Annotated in this window: 21 protein-coding genes; 8 read left to right on the forward strand and 13 right to left on the reverse strand. The window is 67.5% G+C overall.

Annotated features, from left to right (window positions below):
• Nucleotide 1 precedes the first annotated feature (1 nt).
• Together K6T84_RS02360 and K6T84_RS02365 are read left to right on the forward strand one after the other, a co-directional pair.
• Nucleotides 2–1,471, forward strand: a complete 1,470-nt coding sequence (locus K6T84_RS02360; RefSeq protein ID WP_225401772.1) for a flavin-containing monooxygenase — start codon at nt 2–4, stop codon at nt 1,469–1,471.
• Nucleotides 1,468–2,367, forward strand: coding sequence for a MerR family transcriptional regulator (locus K6T84_RS02365; protein ID WP_224865232.1), 900 nt, complete (start codon nt 1,468–1,470; stop codon nt 2,365–2,367). The genes K6T84_RS02360 and K6T84_RS02365 overlap by 4 nt, the downstream gene beginning before the upstream one ends.
• 28 nt (nt 2,368–2,395) lie before the next feature.
• On the opposite strand, the gene K6T84_RS02370 is transcribed toward K6T84_RS02365, so the two are convergent.
• From K6T84_RS02370 to K6T84_RS02380, 3 genes are read right to left on the reverse strand one after another with little or no spacing between them, the layout of a single operon-like run.
• Nucleotides 2,396–3,739, reverse strand: coding sequence for a salicylate synthase (locus tag K6T84_RS02370; protein WP_224865231.1), 1,344 nt, complete (start codon nt 3,737–3,739; stop codon nt 2,396–2,398).
• Nucleotides 3,740–3,796: 57 nt separating this feature from the next.
• A complete protein-coding gene (locus K6T84_RS02375; RefSeq protein WP_225401771.1) occupies nt 3,797–4,285 on the reverse strand; it encodes a hemerythrin domain-containing protein in 489 nt (162 codons plus the stop codon).
• Entirely contained in the window at nt 4,285–5,298 is a 1,014-nt protein-coding gene (locus tag K6T84_RS02380) for a Rieske (2Fe-2S) protein (RefSeq protein ID WP_225401770.1), read from the reverse strand. Before K6T84_RS02380 ends, K6T84_RS02375 begins: the two co-directional genes overlap by 1 nt.
• A gap of 459 nt (nt 5,299–5,757) precedes the next feature.
• Between K6T84_RS02380 and K6T84_RS02385 the strand changes: the two genes are divergently transcribed.
• Nucleotides 5,758–6,030: a hypothetical protein gene (locus tag K6T84_RS02385; protein WP_224865228.1), complete on the forward strand. Its 273-nt coding sequence runs from the start codon at nt 5,758–5,760 to the stop codon at nt 6,028–6,030.
• Here the strand turns inward: K6T84_RS02385 and hemW are convergent.
• The 3 genes from hemW to K6T84_RS02400 are packed head-to-tail and all read right to left on the reverse strand — an operon-like array spanning nt 6,020 to nt 8,199.
• The gene (gene hemW / locus K6T84_RS02390) at nt 6,020–7,207 is read right to left on the reverse strand and encodes a radical SAM family heme chaperone HemW (RefSeq protein ID WP_225401769.1); all 1,188 of its coding nucleotides are present in this window, start codon (nt 7,205–7,207) and stop codon (nt 6,020–6,022) included. The two genes, K6T84_RS02385 and hemW, sit on opposite strands and share 11 nt — an antisense overlap.
• A gap of 48 nt (nt 7,208–7,255) precedes the next feature.
• Nucleotides 7,256–7,660 carry a transglycosylase family protein gene (locus K6T84_RS02395; protein ID WP_224865226.1) on the reverse strand — a complete coding sequence of 135 codons (405 nt, stop codon included), beginning with the start codon at nt 7,658–7,660 and terminating at the stop codon, nt 7,256–7,258.
• Nucleotides 7,657–8,199: an Rv1363c family protein gene (locus K6T84_RS02400; RefSeq protein WP_224865225.1), complete on the reverse strand. Its 543-nt coding sequence runs from the start codon at nt 8,197–8,199 to the stop codon at nt 7,657–7,659. The genes K6T84_RS02395 and K6T84_RS02400 overlap by 4 nt, the downstream gene beginning before the upstream one ends.
• A gap of 130 nt (nt 8,200–8,329) precedes the next feature.
• On the opposite strand from K6T84_RS02400, the gene K6T84_RS23860 reads away from it, so the two are divergent.
• From K6T84_RS23860 to K6T84_RS02415, 4 genes are all read left to right on the forward strand, one after another.
• Nucleotides 8,330–8,425: an Ms4527A family Cys-rich leader peptide gene (locus K6T84_RS23860; RefSeq protein WP_408066039.1), complete on the forward strand. Its 96-nt coding sequence runs from the start codon at nt 8,330–8,332 to the stop codon at nt 8,423–8,425.
• A 104-nt stretch (nt 8,426–8,529) separates the two neighbouring features.
• Nucleotides 8,530–10,209: a nitrite/sulfite reductase gene (locus tag K6T84_RS02405; protein WP_224865224.1), complete on the forward strand. Its 1,680-nt coding sequence runs from the start codon at nt 8,530–8,532 to the stop codon at nt 10,207–10,209.
• Complete coding sequence (locus tag K6T84_RS02410) at nt 10,206–10,907, forward strand: phosphoadenylyl-sulfate reductase (protein WP_224865223.1); 702 nt, start codon at nt 10,206–10,208, stop codon at nt 10,905–10,907. The genes K6T84_RS02405 and K6T84_RS02410 overlap by 4 nt, the downstream gene beginning before the upstream one ends.
• On the forward strand, nt 10,886–11,608 hold the full coding sequence (locus K6T84_RS02415; protein ID WP_225401768.1) for a sirohydrochlorin chelatase: 723 nt from the start codon (nt 10,886–10,888) through the stop codon (nt 11,606–11,608). The genes K6T84_RS02410 and K6T84_RS02415 overlap by 22 nt, the downstream gene beginning before the upstream one ends.
• A 1-nt stretch (nt 11,609) precedes the next feature.
• Here the strand turns inward: K6T84_RS02415 and K6T84_RS02420 are convergent, their stop codons facing one another.
• From K6T84_RS02420 to K6T84_RS02440, 5 genes are all read right to left on the reverse strand, one after another.
• A complete protein-coding gene (locus K6T84_RS02420) occupies nt 11,610–12,632 on the reverse strand; it encodes a sulfate/molybdate ABC transporter ATP-binding protein (protein ID WP_225401767.1) in 1,023 nt (340 codons plus the stop codon).
• Nucleotides 12,632–13,447 carry a sulfate ABC transporter permease subunit CysW gene (gene cysW / locus K6T84_RS02425; protein WP_224865220.1) on the reverse strand — a complete coding sequence of 272 codons (816 nt, stop codon included), beginning with the start codon at nt 13,445–13,447 and terminating at the stop codon, nt 12,632–12,634. The genes K6T84_RS02420 and cysW overlap by 1 nt, the downstream gene beginning before the upstream one ends.
• A complete protein-coding gene (cysT, locus tag K6T84_RS02430) occupies nt 13,444–14,301 on the reverse strand; it encodes a sulfate ABC transporter permease subunit CysT (protein WP_224865219.1) in 858 nt (285 codons plus the stop codon). Before cysT ends, cysW begins: the two co-directional genes overlap by 4 nt.
• Nucleotides 14,298–15,317 (reverse strand): extracellular solute-binding protein, encoded by a 1,020-nt coding sequence (locus K6T84_RS02435; RefSeq protein ID WP_225401766.1) that lies wholly within the window; start codon nt 15,315–15,317, stop codon nt 14,298–14,300. The genes cysT and K6T84_RS02435 overlap by 4 nt, the downstream gene beginning before the upstream one ends.
• Nucleotides 15,318–15,646: 329 nt before the next feature.
• Nucleotides 15,647–15,844 (reverse strand): hypothetical protein, encoded by a 198-nt coding sequence (locus K6T84_RS02440; RefSeq protein ID WP_224865217.1) that lies wholly within the window; start codon nt 15,842–15,844, stop codon nt 15,647–15,649.
• Between the two features lie 71 nt (nt 15,845–15,915).
• Between K6T84_RS02440 and K6T84_RS02445 the strand changes: the two genes are divergently transcribed.
• Complete coding sequence (locus tag K6T84_RS02445) at nt 15,916–17,886, forward strand: glycoside hydrolase family 15 protein (RefSeq protein WP_224865216.1); 1,971 nt, start codon at nt 15,916–15,918, stop codon at nt 17,884–17,886.
• Nucleotides 17,887–17,891: 5 nt separating this feature from the next.
• Here the strand turns inward: K6T84_RS02445 and K6T84_RS02450 are convergent, their stop codons facing one another.
• Entirely contained in the window at nt 17,892–18,653 is a 762-nt protein-coding gene (locus K6T84_RS02450; RefSeq protein WP_224865215.1) for a sensor domain-containing protein, read from the reverse strand.
• Nucleotides 18,653–20,500, reverse strand: a complete 1,848-nt coding sequence (gene lepA / locus K6T84_RS02455) for a translation elongation factor 4 (protein WP_304621333.1) — start codon at nt 20,498–20,500, stop codon at nt 18,653–18,655. The genes K6T84_RS02450 and lepA overlap by 1 nt, the downstream gene beginning before the upstream one ends.
• Between the last annotated feature and the right edge of the window lie 120 nt (nt 20,501–20,620).

Consider the following 20,620-nt stretch of genomic DNA (forward strand, 5'->3'; position numbering starts at 1 on the left):
GATGGCGCGCGCACACGTCTATCAGACCCTGATCGTGGGCGCCGGCTTCAGCGGGATCGGTGCGGCGATCAAACTGGCCGAGGCCGGCATCGACAGCGACGACGAGATCGTCATCCTGGAGCGCAGCGACCGAGTCGGGGGGACCTGGCGCGACACCCGCTATCCCGGTGCGGCATGCGATATTCCGTCGCTGCTCTACTCGTTCTCGTTTGTCGCCAACCCCGGCTGGTCACGGGCCTATCCGTCGGCCGGCGAGATCTGTGCGCACATCGAGGACATGGTCGACCGGTTCGACCTGCGCCGGCGCATCCGGTTCGGCACCGAGGTCACCGGGCTGGTGTTCGACGAGAGCGCGGGCGCGTGGACCGTGTCGGCCGGTCGCAGGAAGTTTCGGGCCCGCACGGTGGTGCTGGCCTCGGGCCCGCTGCCGGACTCCAGCTTCCCGGCGATCCGCGGCCTGCAGACCTACACCGGTCACAAGATCCACAGCGCCCGATGGGATCCCGACTACGACTTCACCGGCAAGCGGGTCGCCGTCGTCGGAACCGGAGCCAGTGCGGTGCAGATCATCCCGGAACTGGTGGAACAAGCCGGCTTCGTCAAGGTCTTCCAGCGCACCCCGGGTTGGGTCATCCCCCGCCTGGACGTGGCGATGCCGGCGAGCGTCCAAGAACTGTTCGCCAAAGTCCCTGCGGCTCAACAACTTGCCCGCCAGGCACTGTTCTGGGGTCATGAGGCCAGCGCCACCGCGCTGGTGTGGAACACCCCGCTCAGCGGCCTGGTGGCGCAGTTGGGCAAGGCCCATCTGCGGGCCACGGTCAAGGACCCGTGGCTTCGCCGTCAGCTCACCCCGGACTTCACCCCCGGATGCAAGCGCATGCTGGTCTCCAGCGACTACTACCCCGCCCTGCAGCGCGACAACTGCAAGCTGATCTCCTGGCCGATCGCCACCATCAGCCCGGCCGGCATCCGCACCAGCGACGGCGTGGAACACCACGTCGACGCCATCGTGTTCGCCACCGGCTACGACGTGCACCTGACCGGTCCACCGTTTCCGGTCACCGGACTGGCCGGCAGGTCATTGGCCGCGGACTGGAGCGGTGGCGGCCAGGCCTTCAAAAGCATTCAGGCACACGGCTACCCGAACCTGTTCTTCATGACCGGCCCCAACTCCGGGCCGGGCCACAACTCACTGCTGGTGTACGTGGAGGGCCAGGTCGACTACGTGGTGCGCGCCGTCGAGGAGATCCGCGGGCGGCGCCTGCGCTACTTGGACGTGCGCGACGACGTGCAGCGCCGCCACAACGCGCAGATTCAGCGGCGGCTGGGCAAGACGACCTGGATGTCGGGCTGCCGCAGCTGGTATCTGACCGAAGACGGTTTCAATGCGTCGATGTACCCGGGGTTCGCGACCCAGTATCTTCGGCAGATGCGCAACTTCCGGCTCTCCGACTACCACACGGTGGCATGAGCACACCGGATCGTCCTCCCCGGCCGGACTCCATCGCCGGCGTGCTGGCGAACCTGCGCCGGGTGCCTCGCCGGGTGCGGCGCGAGTCCCGCGAGGTCATCGAGGCCGCGGTGACCCAGCTGTTCGAGATCGTGGTGCACCACCCGGGGGGCAACACGGCATCGCGGGAGTATCGGATCGACGACCTGGCCCGGCTGGCCGGCAGCACCACCCGCAACGTGCGGGTTTACCGGGATCGGGACCTGCTGCCGCCACCGCGGCGGGTCGGACGGATCGCACTGTTCAACGACACCCACCTGACCCGGCTGCGGCTCATCACCTCGATGCTCGACCGCGGCTACACGATCGCGCACGTCAAAGAGATGATCGGCGCCTGGGAACAGGGCAAGGACCTGGGCGACATCCTGGGCCTGGAGAGCGCGATCGCCGGCAGTTGGACCACCGAGCGGCCCGAGACCGTGTCACGTGTGGAAGCCGAACGCCGGATCGGCGACCCGCAGGCGTTTGGGCGACTGGTGGCGCTCGGAGTGATCCGCGTCGACGGTGGTGACGAATCTCTGGCCACCATCACCCGGCCCAAGCTGATCGAGGCGTTCAACGAGGTCCGCGGTTACGGCATCGCCGTCGACAAGCTCATCGACCTCTACGAGCAGTCGCTGCCGCATATCGACGCGATCAGCCAGATGTTGGTGCGGGCCGGCGCCGAACACGTCCTGACCAGGATTCAGCCCGGGGCGCCGTTGCCGGCCGACACCGAGATCGCGGAGCTGATAGGCATGCTGGTACGGCTCCGCACCCAGGCCGTGGCATCCGTCACCGCCACTCTGGCGTCCTCGATCGAGTCCACCATCGAGTCGATGGTCTCGGGCCTGCTCGCCGACTCACTGCTGCGCTGACGCTTCGGAGACGACGAGGCGGTAGGGCTCAGGCGCGCGCGATCAGGTACGGGGCCAAGGTCGCGAGCTTCTCGCAGGTCTCCTCGAACTCGCGCTCGGGACGTGACACCCCGATGACACCGGCGCCGGCCCGCAACCAGGTCCGCCCGTCCCCCTCATAGGCGGCCCGCAACGTCAGCGCCGCATCCAGACCGCCATCGGCCGAGAACACCACGACCGCACCGGAATACAGGCCTCGTGGACATTCGTCGAGCCGCAGGATCGCGTCGATCCCGGCGGGCTTCGGTATGCCCGACGCCGTGACCGCCGGGAACAGTGCCTCCAGGGCGTCCATCCGGTCCCTGGATCGGTCCAGGCGTCCGCAGACCGTCGATCCCAGGTGCTGGACGCTGCCCCGCTCTCGCACCGTCATGAAGTCGACGACCGCGGCGGTACCGGACTCGGCGACCTGCCCGATCTCCTCCACCGACGTGCGCACCGAGATCGCGTGTTCGACGATCTCCTTGTCATCGCTTTCCAGTTCGGCCCGAACCGGGCCGTCGATCGCGGGGTCACCGGTGCGGGCCCGAGTGCCGGCCAGCGGTTCGGTGACCACCGTGCCGTCGGCACCCACCGAGGCCACCAACTCCGGGCTGTACCCGAGCGCGCGAATCCCACCGAGCCGCAACAGGAATGACCGGACCGGGGTGTTGTGCCCGCGGGCCAGCCGATACGTGGCCGGGAAGTCCAAAACGAACGGCACATCGACGCAGCGGGACAGGATCACCTTGCGGTAGCGCCCTGAGGTGATCTCGCCGACCGCGGTCGACACCCGTTCCCGGTAGCCGCTGGCGTCGGCGTCCACCACGATCGGCGTGGGGCTGTCCAGCGCCGAAACACCTTCGGCCAGCAGCCGTTCCAGCACGGCGACCTCGCGGTCACCGGCACCGAACATCTCCACCCGATCCGCGGTGACCACGATGCGGATCCACGGCCAGAACACCCGCGCCAACGCGGTTCCCGCGGCCAGCTGATCCTGCAGCCCGAAGTGATAGGCGCCGAACTCGAAGGCGACCCAGCCGAACGCATGATCGGTCTCCAACAGCAGGCGGTCCACCGCCTCGCCGAGCACCGCGGCGGGCCGGCCCTGCCAGGGCTCACAACGGATCACCCCGTCACGGACGGTTCGCAGTTCATCGGTGTCCAGTTCGACGGCGGCGCGTACTCCGACGGCCAGCGTCCAGCTGCCGTCGCGCTCGTAGAGCAGGTACTCCCGGCCGTCCTGCTCGGGCAGTGCCGCAACCAACTCTGCCGCCAGGTCGGCGGGGTCCACGCCCGCGGGCAACGGGATCGCCGACGTTTCGGGAGGCGCTTCGACACCGAGCTCGGACACGATTAGTAAATGTAGCCTAACCTACTTAGAAGTGCCCGCTCCGGTCCGCGAACGCGGCTATAACGCCTTCAGCAGCTTCGCCCGTGCCCGTACGTGGAACTGCTCGAACTTGGAATCCCGCTGGCGCTGCATCTCCGTGGCCATCCGGATGCCCAGGTCTTCCAGCTCCGAGTCGCTCAGGTCGACCGGCGCCGGCGGCGGCACCAGATCGCGCTCCTCCTCGTCGGCATGCGCCTCCAGCACGGTGAGGAACGAATTCCACTCGTCGACGTGCCGCGGTGAGTCGACCGGTGTCCGCAACGCCACCGCCAGCTGGTCGTAGATCTGCCGATGCTCGGCGTGGGAGATCGCAATCAGCCTGCTGGCCGCCGCCAGCGCGGGGTAGTAGATGTCGTCCTCGATCTTCATGTGGATGGTGAACTCGCGCAGCAGTTCATCGAGGATCTCCTCCCGCTCGGCCGAACCGACCGGCGCGGCCTTGAACCGGCCGCCCAGACCTCGCAACACGTTGTGGTGGTCCCGCAAGACCGTGTAGGCATCAGTCATCAGGCGATCTCTTCCTGCTCGGGGGTTTCAACGCATTCCAGGGATTTCGAGTCCAGGTACTTCTCCCGGCCCACACCGAGCGGGGTCGGGGCGCCGTCCCGCAGCTCGACCATTCCGTTGCGCAGTCGAGCTTGGTAGCACGGCAACGGGGAGGCGGCCGGTCCGCGCACCACCTCACCGGTCTGCACGTCGAACTGCGAACCGTGCCACGGGCAGACGACCTTGCCGCGGTCCACCCAGCCGTCCTCCATCGGAGCGGCCAGGTGCGGGCACATTCCGGCGAACGCCGATACCTCGTCGCCGTCGCGGCACACCACCACACCGACGCCGTCGACGTCGACCCGCTTGAGCTTGCGATCGGCGGGCAGCTCCGCCTCGGGAAGCACCGGCGTCCATTCGTCGATGCGCAGCCGCTCACCGGACTGATCCATTCCGATGCCGGACCCGAACACCAGCGCGCCGCCCAGGAAGCCGCTGGCGGAGGTGATGCCGTAGCCCACCGCACTGGTCACGATGCCCCGCAGGTGCCGTCCTTTGCGCCGGTCCCGCCAGGACTGGATGTAGAGGCCGGTTGCGATCAGGTTCAGCACACCGTGGACCGCGCCGATCCGCCGGTCCTTCTCATGGGTGTGCTGCCAATCGGTGACCCCGGTGGCCGCGGAGGCGAAGTTGCCCAGAATCCCCAGCCCCAGCGCGTGCTCGGCGAATCGCGAGGCGTCGAGCACCTCGCTCGACGACTTGCCCGGCAACAGGCTCAGCGCGTCCAGCGCCACCGTGGTCCCGATCGCACCGGTGGTCAGCGACGCCAGCGGCGGATGCACCGGGTGGCCGAGCCAGACCCCGTTCAAGAAGTTGGTGACCTTGTTGCGCGCCCCACCGAATGCGTTGAACACGAAGCTCAGCACGTTTTCCAGCCGGTAGCTCGGCCGATCTATCCACTCTTGCCGACCGAGGAGGTCAAGCACCCGGCCGCCGAGTCCATGCGCGGCACGTCGCGCCCGTTGTACTGCCATCCCGCCGATCCTCCATCCAGCTCACACCTATTCCGCGTTTGCGGATCTGATGTCGCAGCTTAACCGCATCTGCTGACTTCATCAAATACCGGATCGCGATATTGCTGTCCGGCCACGTTCGCCCATGCTGAAGCCCGGACATTCGACTGTTACTCCGTTGAATGTTGTTATTTTCAAGTCGTTTTGGACCTCCTACGAGATGCCTCCGGGCGTCCGGTAGCTCAAACTGTGAATGCGCTGACGGCTTTGCTGTCAATACGTTGTCAGCGAGAATGCCGAAACAACGGTATCCGCAGTTGCGGTATACAAGCGCACTGTGACGCCGGTCGCTGCGCCGGGATCAGCGTGATGTGTTACGGCCGTTCACGATCCGGTATCGGTACGCACACAACGGTTGGCAACGACGGCATCCACGCGGACTATGGAGACATGCTAAGTATTCGGAATCTCGTTGGATCGATGTTCGTAGCCGGTGCCGCGGCAGCGATCGCTGTCGCCCCGACCGGCCTGATGCTGACGGCAGCGCCGGCGGACACGGCGGGTACCACCGTCGTCGCCCAGCCGCACGGGACCGGCGGCCCCGACGGCAACGGTGGTGGCAGGGGCTGTGGCCATGACGCCAATTGGCAGGGTTGCGGCGGATTCATCCCCGGCCAGGGCGGTTTTGGCCACGGCTGCTTCAACGGCATCTGCGGCAGCTGGGACAGCGGCCGCGGTTGGTTCAGCGGCTGACCAGCAACGACCGCACCACCGCGTCCGCCAGGAGCCGACCGCGGTCGGTCAGCACCAGGCGCTGACCGTCGGAGCTCAACAGACCGTCGCCGACGGCCACCGCGGCGCGCTCCTGCTCGGCCGGATCCAGTACCGCCAGCTCCAGCCCGTCACGGGTTCGTAGCCGCAGCATGACCGCCTCGGTGTGCCGGTCGGCCGCCGAGAGTTCCTCGAAACCGGCCACCGGCAGCGTCGCCTCGCCCAGCAGCTTTGCGTAGGCGTTGGGGTGCTTGACATTCCAATAGCGCAACGTGCCGTCGTAGCTGTGCGCCCCGGGCCCCGCACCCCACCACCGGCCACCGCCCCAGTAGCCCAGGTTGTGCCGGCAGGCGGCGCCCGGCCGGCTCCAGTTGGACACCTCGTACCAGTCCATACCCGCGGCCCGCAGGGTGGCGTCGACCAGCTCGTAGCGCTGCGCGAGCACGTCGTTGTCGGGAGTGGGCAGTTCCCCGCTGCGCACCCGCCGGGCCAGCGCGGTGCCGTCCTCCACGATCAGGCTGTAGGCCGAGACGTGGTCGACGCCGGCTTCCAGCGCGGCCTGGACCGAGCGCAGCAGGTCGTCGTCGGTCTCTCCGGGGGTGCCGTAGATCAGGTCGATGTTGAGGTGCTCGAAGCCGGCGGCGAGCGCTTCTCGGGCGGCGGCCACCGGGCGGCCCGGCGAGTGGATCCGGTCCAGGGTGGCCAGCACCCGCGGCGACACCGACTGCATGCCCAGCGACACCCGGGTGTAGCCGGCCGCGCGGATGCTGTCGAAGAACGCCGGCGACGTCGACTCCGGATTGGCCTCGGTGGTGACCTCGGCGTCGTCGGCCAGGCCGAAGGACTCGCGGACCAGGTCGAGCACCTGCACCAGTCGTGCGGCACCGAGCAGCGACGGAGTGCCGCCGCCGACGAAAACGGTGTCGGCCCGCGGGGCACCCAGTCGGGCGGCAGCCAGTTCCAGCTCGCGGGCCAGCGCCGCCACCCATTCATCGGGGTTGGCGCCACCCAGCTCCGCCGGGGTGTAGGTGTTGAAGTCGCAGTACCCACACCTGGCGAAACAGAACGGCACGTGCACGTACACCCCGAACGGGCCCCGCTGTTCGCGTGAACCCGGCGGTTCAGCCGGCAATGCCACCGCGGTGGGGGTGAGCGTCATAGGGCCAGATCATCCCACGCGACGAGGGACGGCGTTGACCGGCGAAACTCAGTAGGGCGCAGCGCCGGACCCGTCGGCCTCGTCGAGCAGCGCCGTCAGATAGTGCGTCAGCGATCCGACCGGGGCCGAACCGTCACCGCTGGTGGCTGCCGCGCCGCGGGATGCACACGTGGGCCAGGCTCCGGGGCCCTGGCTGGCCATGATCCGCTTGGCGACGGCGATCTGCTGTGTCTGACTGGCTTGCGAGGGCAACCCCACTCCCCCGTTGGCATCCCAGGCCGCGGGGCTGATCTGCAGACCGCCGTAATCACCGTTGCCGGTGTCGGCCGACCAGTTGCCACCGGATTCACACTTGGCGATGGCGTCCCAGTTGATCGGGTCGGCGTGGGCCGCTCCGGTCAGCCCGGCGGCGATCAGCAGCACGCCGGCCGCCGGGATTGTGAATTTGCTCATACCAACTCCACCCTGCTGGCCAGCCAACGGCCGTCCACCTTGTCCATCGTCATCCGGATCCGGCTGCGGTCGAGCACCGGTTCGGGGTTGTCGGCGTTGCGTACCGACTGGTTGACCAGCAGCACCACCACCGCGTGACTGCGATCGGCGGACTTGACCACGCCTTCGGCGACATAGCCGCGCGCGGTCGCCCCGTTGTCGATCAGCGTGCGACGGAGGGTGGCCCCGGAGCGCGTGTGCATCGCCTTGAACTCCCCGGTAGAGCCGTCGGCGATCTGCGCAAATCCGCGATCGATGTCGTCGGCATCAATGTTGGTCAGTGCCAACGCATACGTCTCGGCGGCCTCGAGTGCTTCGGTGCCGGCCAGGTGCGACGCATAGTGCTCGACGGCCAGCCAGCCGCCGCAGCCGGTGATGGCCACCAGCGTCGCGATCGCCAGCCAACGCCGCAGCAGAGCACGTCCGTTGGCGCGCGGCGGGGGCGCGGGAGCCGGCGGCGGCTCCCAAATCGGGTCCCACCCGTAGTCGACCACACTCATACTTTCCCCACCCACCTTCCGTTCTCCCCGACCGCCGAGCGGCCGGGCCCCGGAGATGAGTTTTGCTCACGCTGATCACAAATCTGCGCCGGTAAGGAAGATTTTCGGCATCCATGGCATAATCGCCGCTATGACCGCCGCCCACTGCACCTCGTCTGGGGTTGCCCTCGTGGCTCGTCGGCATGTCGATTTCAAGCGGGTATGCAGCTGTCGCTGTCTGCCTTGATGCCGTAGAACCGCCCACCTGTTTTTTCCAGCTGGCTGTGAGGATCTGCGCTGTCGGAGACAGTCCGCGCTCAATCCCGCCGGCTCCTTTCCAAAGGAGAACCCATGACCGCCACCCCCAGTGCCCCGCCGAGCAGGGCCAAGCGCAGCGAGGCCCAGTGGGCGCTCGGTGAGACCGAGCCACAGAACCCCAACGAGCAGTTCAAGCTGGAGGACCCCGCGCTGAACGTGCGGGCCCGGATCCTCGACGTCTACTCCAAGCAGGGCTTCGACGCCATCACCAAGGACGACCTGCGCGGCCGGTTCCGCTGGATGGGCCTCTACACCCAGCGCGAACAGGGCTACGACGGCACCTTCACCGGCGACGAGAACGCCGACCTGCTGGAGGCCAAGTACTTCATGATGCGGGTGCGCTGCGACGGCAAAGCGCTCTCGGCCGAGGCGGTGCGCCTGCTGGGCCAGATCTCCCTGGACTACGCCCGCGGCACCGCCGACATCACCGACCGGCAGAACCTGCAATACCACTGGATCGAGATCGAGAAGGTGCCGGAGATCTGGGACCGGCTGGCGACCGTCGGTCTGCAGACCACCGAGGCCTGCGGCGACTGCCCGCGCGGCATGCTCGGCTCCCCGCTGGCCGGTGAGTCCCTCGACGAGGTGCTCGACCCGTCCCCCGCGCTCGACGAGATCGTCCGCCGCTACATCGGCAACCCCGACTACGCCAACCTGCCGCGCAAGTACAAGACCGCGGTGTCGGGGCTGCAGGACGTCGCCCACGAGGTCAACGACATCTCGTTCATCGGCGTGGTGCATCCCGAGCACGGCCCCGGCCTGGACCTGTGGGTCGGCGGCGGGTTGTCGACCAACCCGATGCTGGCCCAGCGGCTGGGTGCCTGGGTGCCGCTCGATGAGGTGCCGGAGGTCTGGGAAGCCGTCACTCGGCTGTTCCGCGACTACGGCTACCGCCGGCTGCGGTCCAAGGCCCGGCTGAAGTTCCTGGTCAAGGACTGGGGGCCGGAGAAGTTCAGGGAAGTTCTCGAGACCGAGTTCCTGGGCCGCAAGCTCATCGACGGTCCGGCGCCGGAGAAGCCGACCGCCACCATCGACCACGTCGGCGTGCAGAAGACCCGCAACGGCCTCAACGCCGTCGGCGTCGCCCCGATCTCCGGTCGGGTCAACGGGACCACGCTGGTCAAGGTGGCTGAGCTGATGGAGCAGGTGGGCTCGGACCGGGCACGGCTCACCCCGTATCAGAAACTGATCATCCTCGACGTCCCCGACGAGAAGCTGGACTGGCTGACCGGCGAACTGGACGCGCTGGGCCTGCCGGCCAACCCGTCGCCGTGGCGGCGCAACCTGATGGCCTGCACCGGCCTGGAGTTCTGCAAGCTGTCCTTCGTCGAGACCCGGGTGCGCGCCCAGAGCCTGGTGCCCGACCTCGAGAAGCGCCTCGACGACCTCAATGCGCTGCTGGACGTACCGGTGACGGTCAACATCAACGGCTGCCCGAACTCATGCGCCCGAATCCAGGTCGCCGACATCGGGTTCAAGGGCCAGATGATCGACGACGGCAACGGCAACTCGGTCCCGGGCTTCCAGGTGCACCTGGGCGGCAGCCTGGGTGAGGACAGCGGGTTCGGCCGAAAGCTGCGCCAGCACAAGGTGATCAACGACGAGCTCGGCGACTACATCGAGCGGGTGGTGCGCAACTTCATCAAGGGCCGCAACGCCGGCGAGCGCTTCGCCCAGTGGGCGGTGCGTGCCGAGGAGGACGACCTGCGATGAGGGACCGGAGCGAAGAGCAGTTGCGGGAGCTGGCGGCGCGCGGCGCAGCCGAGCTCGACGGCGCCGACGCCACCGCGTTGTTGCGCTGGACCGACGAGAACTTCCCGGGAAGCTGGGTGACGGCCTCCAATATGCAGGACGCCGTGCTGGTGGATCTGGCGGCCAAGGTGCGCCCGGGGGTACCGGTGCTGTTCCTGGACACCGGTTATCACTTCGCCGAGACCATCGGCACCCGCGACGCCGTCGAAGCGATGTACGACATCTCGCTGATCAATGTCACCCCCAAGCTGACGGTGGCCGAGCAGGATGCCGCACACGGCAAGGACCTGTTCGCCCGCGACCCGGCGTCGTGCTGCCGGATGCGCAAGGTCGAGCCGCTGGCGCGGACGCTGCAAAACTATTCGGCGTGGGTGACCGGGCTGCGCCGGGTGGAGGCGCCGACGCGCGCCAATGCCCCGCTGATCAGCTTCGACGATCAGTTCGGACTGGTGAAGATCAACCCCATCGCCGCTTGGAGCGACGAGGAGTTCAACGCCTACATCGCCGCGAACAATGTGCTGGTCAACCCGCTGATCGACGAAGGCTATCCGTCGATCGGCTGCGCGCCGTGCACCGTCAAACCGGCGGCCGGTGCCGACCCCCGCAGCGGACGATGGGCGGGCCTGGCCAAGACCGAATGCGGGCTGCACGCCTCGTGACCACGCTGGTCCTGACGGCCCACGGGAGCCGGGATCCGCGATCGGCCGCCAATACCGAGGCCATCGCCGGGCACCTGCGCCGGGTGGCGCCGGATTTCGATGTGCGCGTGGCGTTCTGCGAACACAGCGCCCCGAATCTGCGGGACGTGCTGACCACGGTGTCCGAGGACAGTGTGGTCGTCCCGTTCCTGTTGGCCAGCGCCTATCACGCCCGCATCGACATCCCGACGGTGATCGCGCAGTCGGGCGTTCCGGTCCGGGTGGCCCCCACTCTGGGCGAGGACGACCGGCTGGTACAGGTTCTCGGCGAGCGGATCAGCGCCGCCGGCGCGTCCCGGTTCGACCCGGATCTCGGTGTGGTGGTGGTCGCGGTGGGTTCCTCCCACCAGGAGGCCAACGCCCAGACCGCACGAGTCGCCACGCCGTTGTCCCGCGGCACCCGTTGGGCCGGTACCGAAGTCGCCTTCGCCACCCAACAGGGGTCGGTGCAGCAGGCCGTCGAGCGCCTCCAGGCGCGGGGAGCCACCAGGGTGATGATCGCGCCGTGGTTCCTGGCGCACGGCCGGATCACCGACGGAGTCGCCGATTACGCTGCGCGCGCCGGGATTCCGATGGCCGAGCCGCTCGGGGCGCACCGCCTGGTGGCCGCGACCGTGCTGGATCGGGCCGAGGCGGCGCTGGCCGCGACGCTCGCCGCCTGATTCACGCCGAAACCGGTGCCTCATCCCGCAGCGGCGGCACCCGGGTCGCCCGAACGTAGACGGTGTCCCCCTCGACCAGCGAGAGCGCCTCGGCGTCGCCGCGGGTGATCTGTGCGATGAACGGCTCCTTGGTCTCGGCATTGGTCAACTCAACCCGAACCTCAAAGCCCAACACCACCACCCGCGCGACCACTGCGCGCAGCACGTCGGAGGGCGCACTGTCGCCCAGCCCGCCGCCCACCGCCATCTCCGCACTGCGACCGACCCGGATGTCATGCGGACGCACCAGCGCACCGTTGAGTGAGGACACCGCCCCCAAAAACGACATCACGAAGGCGTTCGCCGGGGCGTCGTACACCTCGGTCGGTGAGCCCAGCTGTTCGATGCGGCCCTGATTGAGCACCGCGATCCGGTCGGCGACGTCGAGTGCCTCGGCCTGGTCGTGGGTGACCAGCACCGTGGTGACGTGCACGTCCTCGTGCAGGCGGCGCAGCCAGGCACGCAGGTCTTCGCGGACCTTGGCGTCGAGCGCCCCGAACGGCTCGTCGAGCAGCAGCACCTGCGGGTCCACCGCAAGGGCGCGCGCCAGCGCCATCCGCTGGCGCTGCCCGCCGGAGAGCTGGTTGGGGTAGCGGGTCTGAAAGCCGCTGAGCCCCACCACTTCCAGCAGATTGTCGACCTTCTCTTTGATCTCGGCCTTGGGGCGCTTGCGGATCTTGAGCCCGAATGCCACGTTGTCACGCACCGTCATGTGCTTGAACGCCGCGTAGTGCTGGAACACGAAGCCGATACCGCGTTGCTGCGGCGGGATCCCGGTGACGTCGACGCCGTTGATGGTGACGGTGCCGCTGTCCGGGTGGTCCAGCCCGGCGATCGCCCGAAGCAGCGTCGACTTGCCCGAACCGCTGGGGCCCAGCAGCGCGGTCAGCGAACCGGACGGCACCGCGAAGTCCACGTTGTCCAGTGCGACGAAGTCGCCGTAGCGCTTGTTGGCCCCCCGCACGGTGATCGCATTTGTGCTCATCAGGAGCTCCCCTTCCCGGCCCGCCGCATGTCGAGCACCATTTGAACGATCAACACCAGGACCGACACCCCCATCAGCAGTGTCGACAGGGCGTAGGCGCCGTACTCGGCGCCGCGGTTGTAGCGGTCGGAGACCAGCAGGGTCAGGGTTTGGGACTTGCCGGGCAGATTCGACGACACGATCAGCACCGCGCCGTACTCACCGAGCGTCCGCGCGACCGTCAGCACGATCCCGTAGGTCAGCCCCCAGCGGATGGACGGCAGCGTGATCCGCCAGAACGTCTGCCACCAACTCGAACCCAGGGTCGCGGCGGCTTCCTCCATGTCGGTGCCCAGTTCGTGCAGCACCGGCTCGACTTCCCGGATCACGAACGGCAGGGTGACGAAGATGCTGGCCAGCACGATTCCCGGCAGGCCGAATATGATCTTGAAACCCCAGTCGTTCTCCACGAAGCCCAACAGCCCGGCCGAGCCCCACAGCACGATCAGGGCCACACCGACGATCACCGGTGACACCGCGAACGGCAGGTCGATGATCGCCTGCAGAGCTCCCTTGCCACGGAAGCGGTTACGCGCCAACACTAATGCGGTCGGAATGCCGAAGACGACGTTGAGCGGCACCACGATCGCCACCACCAGCAGCGACAGCTGCAGCGCCGAGATCGCCGCCGGGGTGGAGATGTAGGCGAAGAACTGCCCGAGACCCGGTTGAAAGCTGCGCCACAGGATCAGCGACACCGGAACCACCAGCAGCAGCCCGATGTAGGCCAGCGCCACGAAGCGGACCAGGTAGCGGACGGTGCGCGACGAGGTCATGAGCGCTCCTGCCTTCTGGTCACCCGCGCGCCCAGCAGCCGCAGCGCGAGCAGCACCAGGAACGAAATCGCCAGCAGCACCAGCGAGATCGCCGCCGCGCCGGTGCGGTCGTCGTTCTCGATCAGGGTGCGAATCCACTGCGAGGACACCTCGGTCTTGCCGGGCACCGCACCACCGATCAGCACCACCGAGCCGAACTCGCCGATCGCCCGGGAGAACGCCAGACCCGCCCCGGTCAGCAGCGCCGGTGTCAGCGACGGCAACACCACGGTGCGAAGGATCGTCAGCCCGGATGCGCCCAATGATGCGGCGGCCTCCTCGACCTCACGGTCGATCTCCAGGAGCACCGGTTGCACGGAGCGCACCACGAACGGCAGAGTGACGAACGCCAGCGCCAGGCCGACGCCCCAGGCGGTGTGCTGCAGGTGCAGGTGCACCGGGCTGGCCGGGCCGTACAGGGCCAGCATCACCAGGCTGGCGACGATGGTGGGCAGCGCGAACGGCAGATCGATGATCACATCGAGCAAGCGTTTGCCGACGAAGTCGTCGCGCACCAGTACCCAGGCGATCAGCAGGCCGAACACCACATTGATCACAGTGACACCAGCCGCGATCGTCAGTGTCACCCGGAATGACTCCAGCGCGGCGTGCGAGGTGACCGCCTGCCGGAACGCGTGCCAGCCGCCGCCGGCCGCCTGCCAGGACACCGCCGCCAAGGGAGCCAGCACGATCAGAGACAGCCACACCACCGCGGCCCCCACTCGCAGCGAAACCCCTTCACGGCTCGCACCCGACCAGGTCGGCGGTGCCTCCTCGCCGTGTCCGCCGACCTCTGAAACCACTTCGGCGGTCATCCGGTTGCCTGCGTGTAGATCTTGGTGATGGAGCCGTTCTCCTTGTCGAACAAGGTGGTGTCGATGACGTCCCAGCCGCCGAGATCGGTGATCGTCCACAACTTGTTCGGCTCCGGAAACGAGCTGCGGAACTCAGCACCGATACTCGGGTCGGCCGGGCGGAATCCCGCCTGAGCCCAAAGACGCTGCGCAACAGCGGTGTACTGAAAATTCTTGAACGCGGTTGCGGTGTCGAGACTCCTGGTCGAGGTCACCACCGCCAGCGGGTTCTCGATCTTGAAGGTCTGCGGCGGGTTGACGTGCTCGACCGCCTTGCCCTTGCGCTCGATCGCGATGGCCTCGTTCTCGTAGCTGATCAGCACGTCACCGCTGCCCTGCAGGAACACATCGGTGGCCTCACGCCCCGAACCAGGGCGCAGTTTGACGTGATCGGTGACCAGGCGATCGACGAAGTCCAATCCGGCCTGGGCGTTCTTGCCGCCCTCGCTCTTGACGGCGTAGGGAGCCAACAGGTTCCACTTGGCCGAGCCCGAGCTCAGCGGGCTGGGGCTGATCACCTCGATGCCGGGTCGCAACAGGTCGTCCCAGTCCTTGATGTGTTTGGGATTGCCCTGCCGCACAACCAGGGACACCACCGAACCGAACGGGATGCCCTTGGTCACATCGGCGTTCCAGTCCTCAGCGACCTTGCCGGCCTTTACCAGCCGCGTGATGTCGGGCTCCACCGAGAAGTTCACGATGTCGGCGGGCTTGCCGTTGACCACACCGCGGGACTGGTCCCCGGAGGCACCGTAGGAGGTGACGATCTGGACGTCGGCACCCGCCTCGGTGTCGTAGAACGCCGGGATCACCTTGCTCCAGCCGGGTTCGGGGACCGCGTAGGCCACCAGAGTCAGCGTGGTGTGGGTGTCTGACCGGTCACTGCCGCCGACCACATCGCTGGGGCCGCCGCCACACCCGGCGATCAGTACTGCGGCCAGCGCGAGGACGGCGCCGCGTGTGACGGTATGAGACATTGATGACCTTTCAGTGCAGGCTGAGTAAATAAGTCCCGTCGCTCCGCAAGGGTGGTCGCCGAATGGCTGAGATACCGCGCATCACGACACCATAACGTCGACGGTGAAGGAGTTCAGCGACAACAGTGCACGTCGGCCACAGCGCAATTACCCACGGCAGTGTTCTCCAAGAGGGCCGGACCACGGCACTCCCCACTACCGGACGCTGCGAACATGCCGGGAAGCGTAACAGACGTCAAACGGGTCAGCGGGTCAGCGGGTCAGCAACCAGCTGACGATCACCAGGGCGATCAACAAGACCAGAATCAATGTCACCTGCGAGCGAGGCATCAGCTGGATACGCCGTCGCGAGCGTGCCGGAAATGCTCCAGCACTCGGATCCCCTGCCCGAGCGCGGCATCCGCCGTCGATGCCAGGGCATAGGCCAGCACCAGGACCACCGGCATCACCACCGCGGTCTGCGCCACGAAACCTAGGCCCGACAACCACAGCTCAACGCTGTCCCACCAGCTCAGGAAGCCAACCATCCCGACCAGCCTAAACCAAGGTGCGGGCGCGTCAGGTAGACGCATGGCGAACCGGCAGAGATGATGTCGGAATGGTCTTGAAAACCCCGCCGTTGTCGGAGACCGCGCCCGTGCCCTACACCGCCGCACCGGGGCAGATGCGCAACCCGTTCCCGCCGATTGCCGACTATGCGTTCCTGTCGGACTGCGAGAACACCTGCCTGATCTCCGCGGCTGGCTCGGTGGAGTGGATGTGCGTTCCGCGGCCCGACTCCCCCAGCATCTTCGGCGCGATCCTGGACCGCGGGGCCGGGCATTTCCGGCTGGGGCCCTACGGGGTTTCGGTGCCCGCGGCACGGCGGTACCTGCCCGGCAGTCCGATCATGGAGACCACCTGGCAGACCCACACCGGCTGGCTGATCGTGCGCGACGCACTGGTGATGGGCAAGTGGCATGACATCGAGTCGCGGTCGCGCACCCATCGCCGCACCCCCACCGACTGGGACGCCGAGCACATCCTGCTGCGCACCGTGCGCTGCGTCAGCGGCACCGTCGAGCTGATCATGAGCTGCGAGCCGGCCTTCGACTACCACCGAACGACCACGATCTGGGAGTACTCCTCCGAGGGCTACAGCGAAGCAGTGGCCCGGGCCCGGCAGGACCCGGACGATCACCCGACCCTGCGGCTGACGACGAATCTGCGGCTGGGCCTGGAAGGCCGGGAGGCGCGGGCCCGCACCCGGCTCACCGAGGGCGACGACGTCTTCGTGGCACTGAGCTGGTCGAAACACCCTGCGCCGCAGAGCTATGCCGAAGCCGCCGACAAGATGTGGAACACCACCGAGTGTTGGCGGCAGTGGATCAACATCGGCAATTTCCCCGACCATCCGTGGCGGGTCTATCTGCAGCGCAGTGCACTGACGCTCAAAGGGCTCACCTATTCGCCGACCGGCGCCCTGCTGGCGGCTTCGACCACATCGCTTCCGGAAACGCCTCAGGGCGAACGCAATTGGGATTATCGCTACGCCTGGGTGCGGGACTCCACGTTCGCCCTGTGGGGCCTGTACACGCTGGGGCTGGACCGCGAGGCCGACGACTTCTTCTCCTTCATCGCCGACGTATCCGGGGCCAACAACGGCCAGCAGCACCCGTTGCAGGTGATGTACGGCGTCGGCGGGGAACACAAGTTGGTCGAAGAGGAGCTCGATCACCTGTCCGGCTACGACAACGCCCGCCCGGTCCGGATCGGCAACGGCGCCTACAACCAGAAGCAGCACGACATCTGGGGCACCATGCTCGACTCGGTCTATCTACACAGCAAATCCCGAGAGCAGATTCCCGAGACCCTCTGGCCGGTGCTCAAACGGCAGGTCGAGGAGGCGACCAAGCACTGGCGCGAACCCGACCGCGGCATCTGGGAGGTGCGCGGCGAACCGCAGCACTTCACCTCGTCGAAAGTGATGTGCTGGGTGGCACTGGATCGCGGGTCGAAGCTCGCCGAACTGCAAGGCGAGGTCTCCTACGCCCGGCAGTGGCGGGTGATCGCCGAGGAGATCAAGGCCGATGTGCTGGCCCACGGCGTGGATTCGCGCGGGGTGCTGACCCAGTCCTACGGCAGCGACGCACTCGACGCCTCCCTGCTGCTGGTGGTGCTCACCCGATTCCTGCCCGCGGATGACCCGAGGGTGCGCGCCACCGTGCTGGCGATCGCCGAGGAGCTCACCGAGGACGGGCTGGTGTTGCGCTACCGGGTGGAGGAGACCGACGACGGGTTGACCGGCGCCGAGGGCGCTTTCACCATCTGCTCGTTCTGGCTGGTGTCGGCGTTGGTGGAGATCGGCGAGATCAGCCGCGCCAAGCACCTGTGCGAGCGACTGCTGTCGTTTGCCAGCCCGCTACACCTCTACGCCGAGGAGATCGAGCCGCGCACGGGGCGACACCTGGGCAATTTCCCGCAGGCCTTCACCCACCTGGCGCTGATCAACGCCGTCGTGCACGTGATCCGCGCCGAGGAGGAAGCCGACTCCAGCGGAGTGTTCCAGCCCGCCAACGCGCCGATGTGAGCCGATCAGCCGGTCAGGCCGCGGACCTTGTCCAGCATCGCCCGGGCCAGGTCCGCCGCCGTGGGGTCCCCGGCCGGCGGGGTGTCGCCGTCATCGTCTTCACCGGCGAACCAGAACACGTCGACGTCGACCACACAGTTCACCCGTACCGCCACGGCCCGGGTGACCATCAGCCCCTCCACGCCGTCGACATTGGTGCGCACCGTGGCGGTCAGCACCGCATCGCCGGTGGACACGGCGCTGACCTCGCCGCTGGTGCCGCCGGAGTCCTCTTCGCCGCGGACCACCCTTACCCCGTCGCAGTGACCCCACTGCTCGGCGAACTTCTCGAAGAGCGCGTTGGCGGCCGCGGCGTTCTCCATCGCGACCACCGACTCGCCCAACCCGGTCATGGCCGAGTCGTCGGCGGAGCTGTCCCAGAACTCGTGGGCGACATCGCGCACGCCGGCGGACTCGTAGACGCCCCTCTGGCCGCCGACCGCGGTGCCGACACAGTCCGCCGGGGTTGCCCCGTCCCAGCCGTCGGGCAGTTGGTCGACTCCACCGAACCGCGGCGGCAGCGAGGGGTCACTCCGAAACGAGCGGCCGAGCAGCTTGGACAGATCGGAGTCATCTAGCAGCACCTGGCGCACCGCGATCCCGGTGACCGGGTCAGGCGCCAATCCGGGTGCCGGCCGCGGGGCACCGGAGACCACCGTGGTGCAACCGCTGGTCAGCAGCACGAGCACCGCCGCACCCGCAACGGTCGCGCCTGCCCGGCCGCCCACTACTTCTTGGCCTTTTCCCCGCCGCCGTCGGTGGACAGGGCGGCGACGAACGCCTCCTGCGGCACCTCGACCCGCCCGATGGTCTTCATCCGCTTCTTGCCTTCCTTCTGCTTCTCCAGCAGTTTGCGCTTGCGGGTGATGTCACCGCCGTAGCACTTGGACAGCACGTCCTTGCGGATGGCTCGAATGTTTTCGCGGGCAATAATTTTCGACCCGATGGCAGCCTGCACCGGTACCTCGAACTGCTGGCGCGGGATCAGCTCTTTGAGCTTGGTGGTCATCTTGTTGCCGTAGGCCGACGCCGAATCCTTGTGCACGATCGCGGAAAACGCGTCCACCGCCTCGCCCTGCAGCAGGATGTCGACCTTGACCAGGTCGGCCTCGGCCTCGCCGGCCTCCTCGTAGTCCAAGCTGGCGTACCCGCGGGTCCGCGACTTCAGTGAGTCGAAGAAGTCGAAGATGATCTCGCCCAACGGCATCGTGTAGCGCAGCTCGACCCGTTCCGGCGACAGGTAGTCCATGCCGCCGAGTTCGCCACGCCTGGACTGGCACAGTTCCATGATGGTGCCGACGAATTCGCTGGGAGCGATCACCGTGGTCTTGACGACGGGTTCGAAGACGTGGCGAACCTTACCTTCCGGCCAGTCTGACGGGTTGGTGACGACCAGCTCGGTGTCGTCTTCGCGGATCACCCGATAGACCACGTTGGGCGAGGTGGAGATCAGGTCGAGGTTGAACTCGCGCTCCAGCCGTTCGCGGGTGATCTCCATGTGCAGCAGGCCCAGGAAACCGCAGCGGAAGCCGAAGCCCAGCGCCACCGAGGTTTCCGGTTCGTAGGTCAGCGCCGCGTCGTTGAGCTGCAGCTTGTCCAGGGCGTCGCGCAGGTTCGGGTAGTCCGACCCGTCCACCGGGTACAGCCCGGAGTAGACCATCGGTTTGGGCTCGCGGTAGCCGGTGAGCGCTTCGGTGGCGCCTTTGCGGGCGGTGGTGACGGTGTCGCCGACCTTGGATTGGCGCACGTCCTTCACCCCGGTGATCAGGTAGCCCACTTCGCCGACGCCGAGCCCCTGGGTGGCCTTGGGTTCCGGCGAGACGATGCCGACCTCGAGCAGTTCGTGGGTGGCACCGGTGGACATCATCGCGATCTTCTCGCGCGGGGTGATCCTGCCGTCGACGACGCGGACGTAGGTGACCACGCCGCGGTAGATGTCATAGACCGAGTCGAAGATCATCGCCCTGGTGGGGGCTTCGGCGTCGCCGGTGGGCGCGGGGATCTGCTTGACGACTTCGTTGAGCAGCTCGGTCACGCCCTCGCCGGTCTTGCCGGACACCTTGAGCACATCCTGCGGCTCGCAGCCGATGATGTGGGCCAGCTCGGCGGCGTAGCGCTCCGGGTCGGCCGCGGGCAGGTCGATCTTGTTGAGCACCGGCACGATGGTCAGGTCACGGTCGAGCGCCAGGTACAGGTTGGCCAGGGTCTGGGCCTCGATGCCCTGGGCGGCGTCGACCAGCAGGATGGCGCCTTCGCAGGCTTCCAATGCCCGCGACACCTCGTAGGTGAAGTCGACGTGGCCGGGGGTGTCGATCAGGTGCAGGACGAACTGCTCGCCGTCGACGGTCCAGGGCAGGCGCACATTCTGGGCCTTGATGGTGATACCGCGCTCGCGTTCGATGTCCATCCGGTCCAGGTATTGCGCGCGCATCGACCGGTCGTCGACGACGCCGGTGAGCTGCAGCATCCGGTCGGCCAAGGTGGACTTGCCGTGGTCGATGTGGGCGATGATGCAGAAGTTCCGAATCTGCGCCGGCGCAGTGAACGTCTTGTCGGCGAAGCTGCTGATGGGAATCTCCTGGTGAACGGGTGGTACGGCGGTATGTACCGGTTGCCTGTCAGGGTAGCGAGACGGCGGCTACAACACGAAACCCCCGGAGGCTCACGCCTCCGGGGGTTTCGTGTTGCTACGACG

It is taken from the genome of Mycobacterium zoologicum (assembly GCF_020181635.2).
In the GTDB taxonomy this organism is placed as follows: Bacteria; Actinomycetota; Actinomycetes; order Mycobacteriales; family Mycobacteriaceae; genus Mycobacterium; species Mycobacterium zoologicum.

What these genes read in the sequence shown, in the direction of transcription:
- K6T84_RS02360 (WP_225401772.1), top strand. Translation starts at nt 2, where the DNA reads ATGGCGCGCGCACACGTCTATCAGACCCTGATCGTGGGCGCCGGCTTC.
- K6T84_RS02365 (WP_224865232.1), top strand. Translation starts at nt 1,468, where the DNA reads ATGAGCACACCGGATCGTCCTCCCCGGCCGGACTCCATCGCCGGCGTG.
- K6T84_RS02375 (WP_225401771.1), bottom strand. Translation starts at nt 4,285, where the DNA reads ATGACTGATGCCTACACGGTCTTGCGGGACCACCACAACGTGTTGCGA.
- K6T84_RS02380 (WP_225401770.1), bottom strand. Translation starts at nt 5,298, where the DNA reads ATGGCAGTACAACGGGCGCGACGTGCCGCGCATGGACTCGGCGGCCGG.
- K6T84_RS02385 (WP_224865228.1), top strand. Translation starts at nt 5,758, where the DNA reads ATGTTCGTAGCCGGTGCCGCGGCAGCGATCGCTGTCGCCCCGACCGGC.
- hemW (WP_225401769.1), bottom strand. Translation starts at nt 7,207, where the DNA reads ATGACGCTCACCCCCACCGCGGTGGCATTGCCGGCTGAACCGCCGGGT.
- K6T84_RS02395 (WP_224865226.1), bottom strand. Translation starts at nt 7,660, where the DNA reads ATGAGCAAATTCACAATCCCGGCGGCCGGCGTGCTGCTGATCGCCGCC.
- K6T84_RS02400 (WP_224865225.1), bottom strand. Translation starts at nt 8,199, where the DNA reads ATGAGTGTGGTCGACTACGGGTGGGACCCGATTTGGGAGCCGCCGCCG.
- K6T84_RS23860 (WP_408066039.1), top strand. Translation starts at nt 8,330, where the DNA reads ATGACCGCCGCCCACTGCACCTCGTCTGGGGTTGCCCTCGTGGCTCGT.
- K6T84_RS02405 (WP_224865224.1), top strand. Translation starts at nt 8,530, where the DNA reads ATGACCGCCACCCCCAGTGCCCCGCCGAGCAGGGCCAAGCGCAGCGAG.
- K6T84_RS02410 (WP_224865223.1), top strand. Translation starts at nt 10,206, where the DNA reads ATGAGGGACCGGAGCGAAGAGCAGTTGCGGGAGCTGGCGGCGCGCGGC.
- K6T84_RS02415 (WP_225401768.1), top strand. Translation starts at nt 10,886, where the DNA reads ATGCGGGCTGCACGCCTCGTGACCACGCTGGTCCTGACGGCCCACGGG.
- K6T84_RS02420 (WP_225401767.1), bottom strand. Translation starts at nt 12,632, where the DNA reads ATGAGCACAAATGCGATCACCGTGCGGGGGGCCAACAAGCGCTACGGC.
- cysW (WP_224865220.1), bottom strand. Translation starts at nt 13,447, where the DNA reads ATGACCTCGTCGCGCACCGTCCGCTACCTGGTCCGCTTCGTGGCGCTG.
- cysT (WP_224865219.1), bottom strand. Translation starts at nt 14,301, where the DNA reads ATGACCGCCGAAGTGGTTTCAGAGGTCGGCGGACACGGCGAGGAGGCA.
- K6T84_RS02435 (WP_225401766.1), bottom strand. Translation starts at nt 15,317, where the DNA reads ATGTCTCATACCGTCACACGCGGCGCCGTCCTCGCGCTGGCCGCAGTA.
- K6T84_RS02440 (WP_224865217.1), bottom strand. Translation starts at nt 15,844, where the DNA reads ATGGTTGGCTTCCTGAGCTGGTGGGACAGCGTTGAGCTGTGGTTGTCG.
- K6T84_RS02445 (WP_224865216.1), top strand. Translation starts at nt 15,916, where the DNA reads ATGGTCTTGAAAACCCCGCCGTTGTCGGAGACCGCGCCCGTGCCCTAC.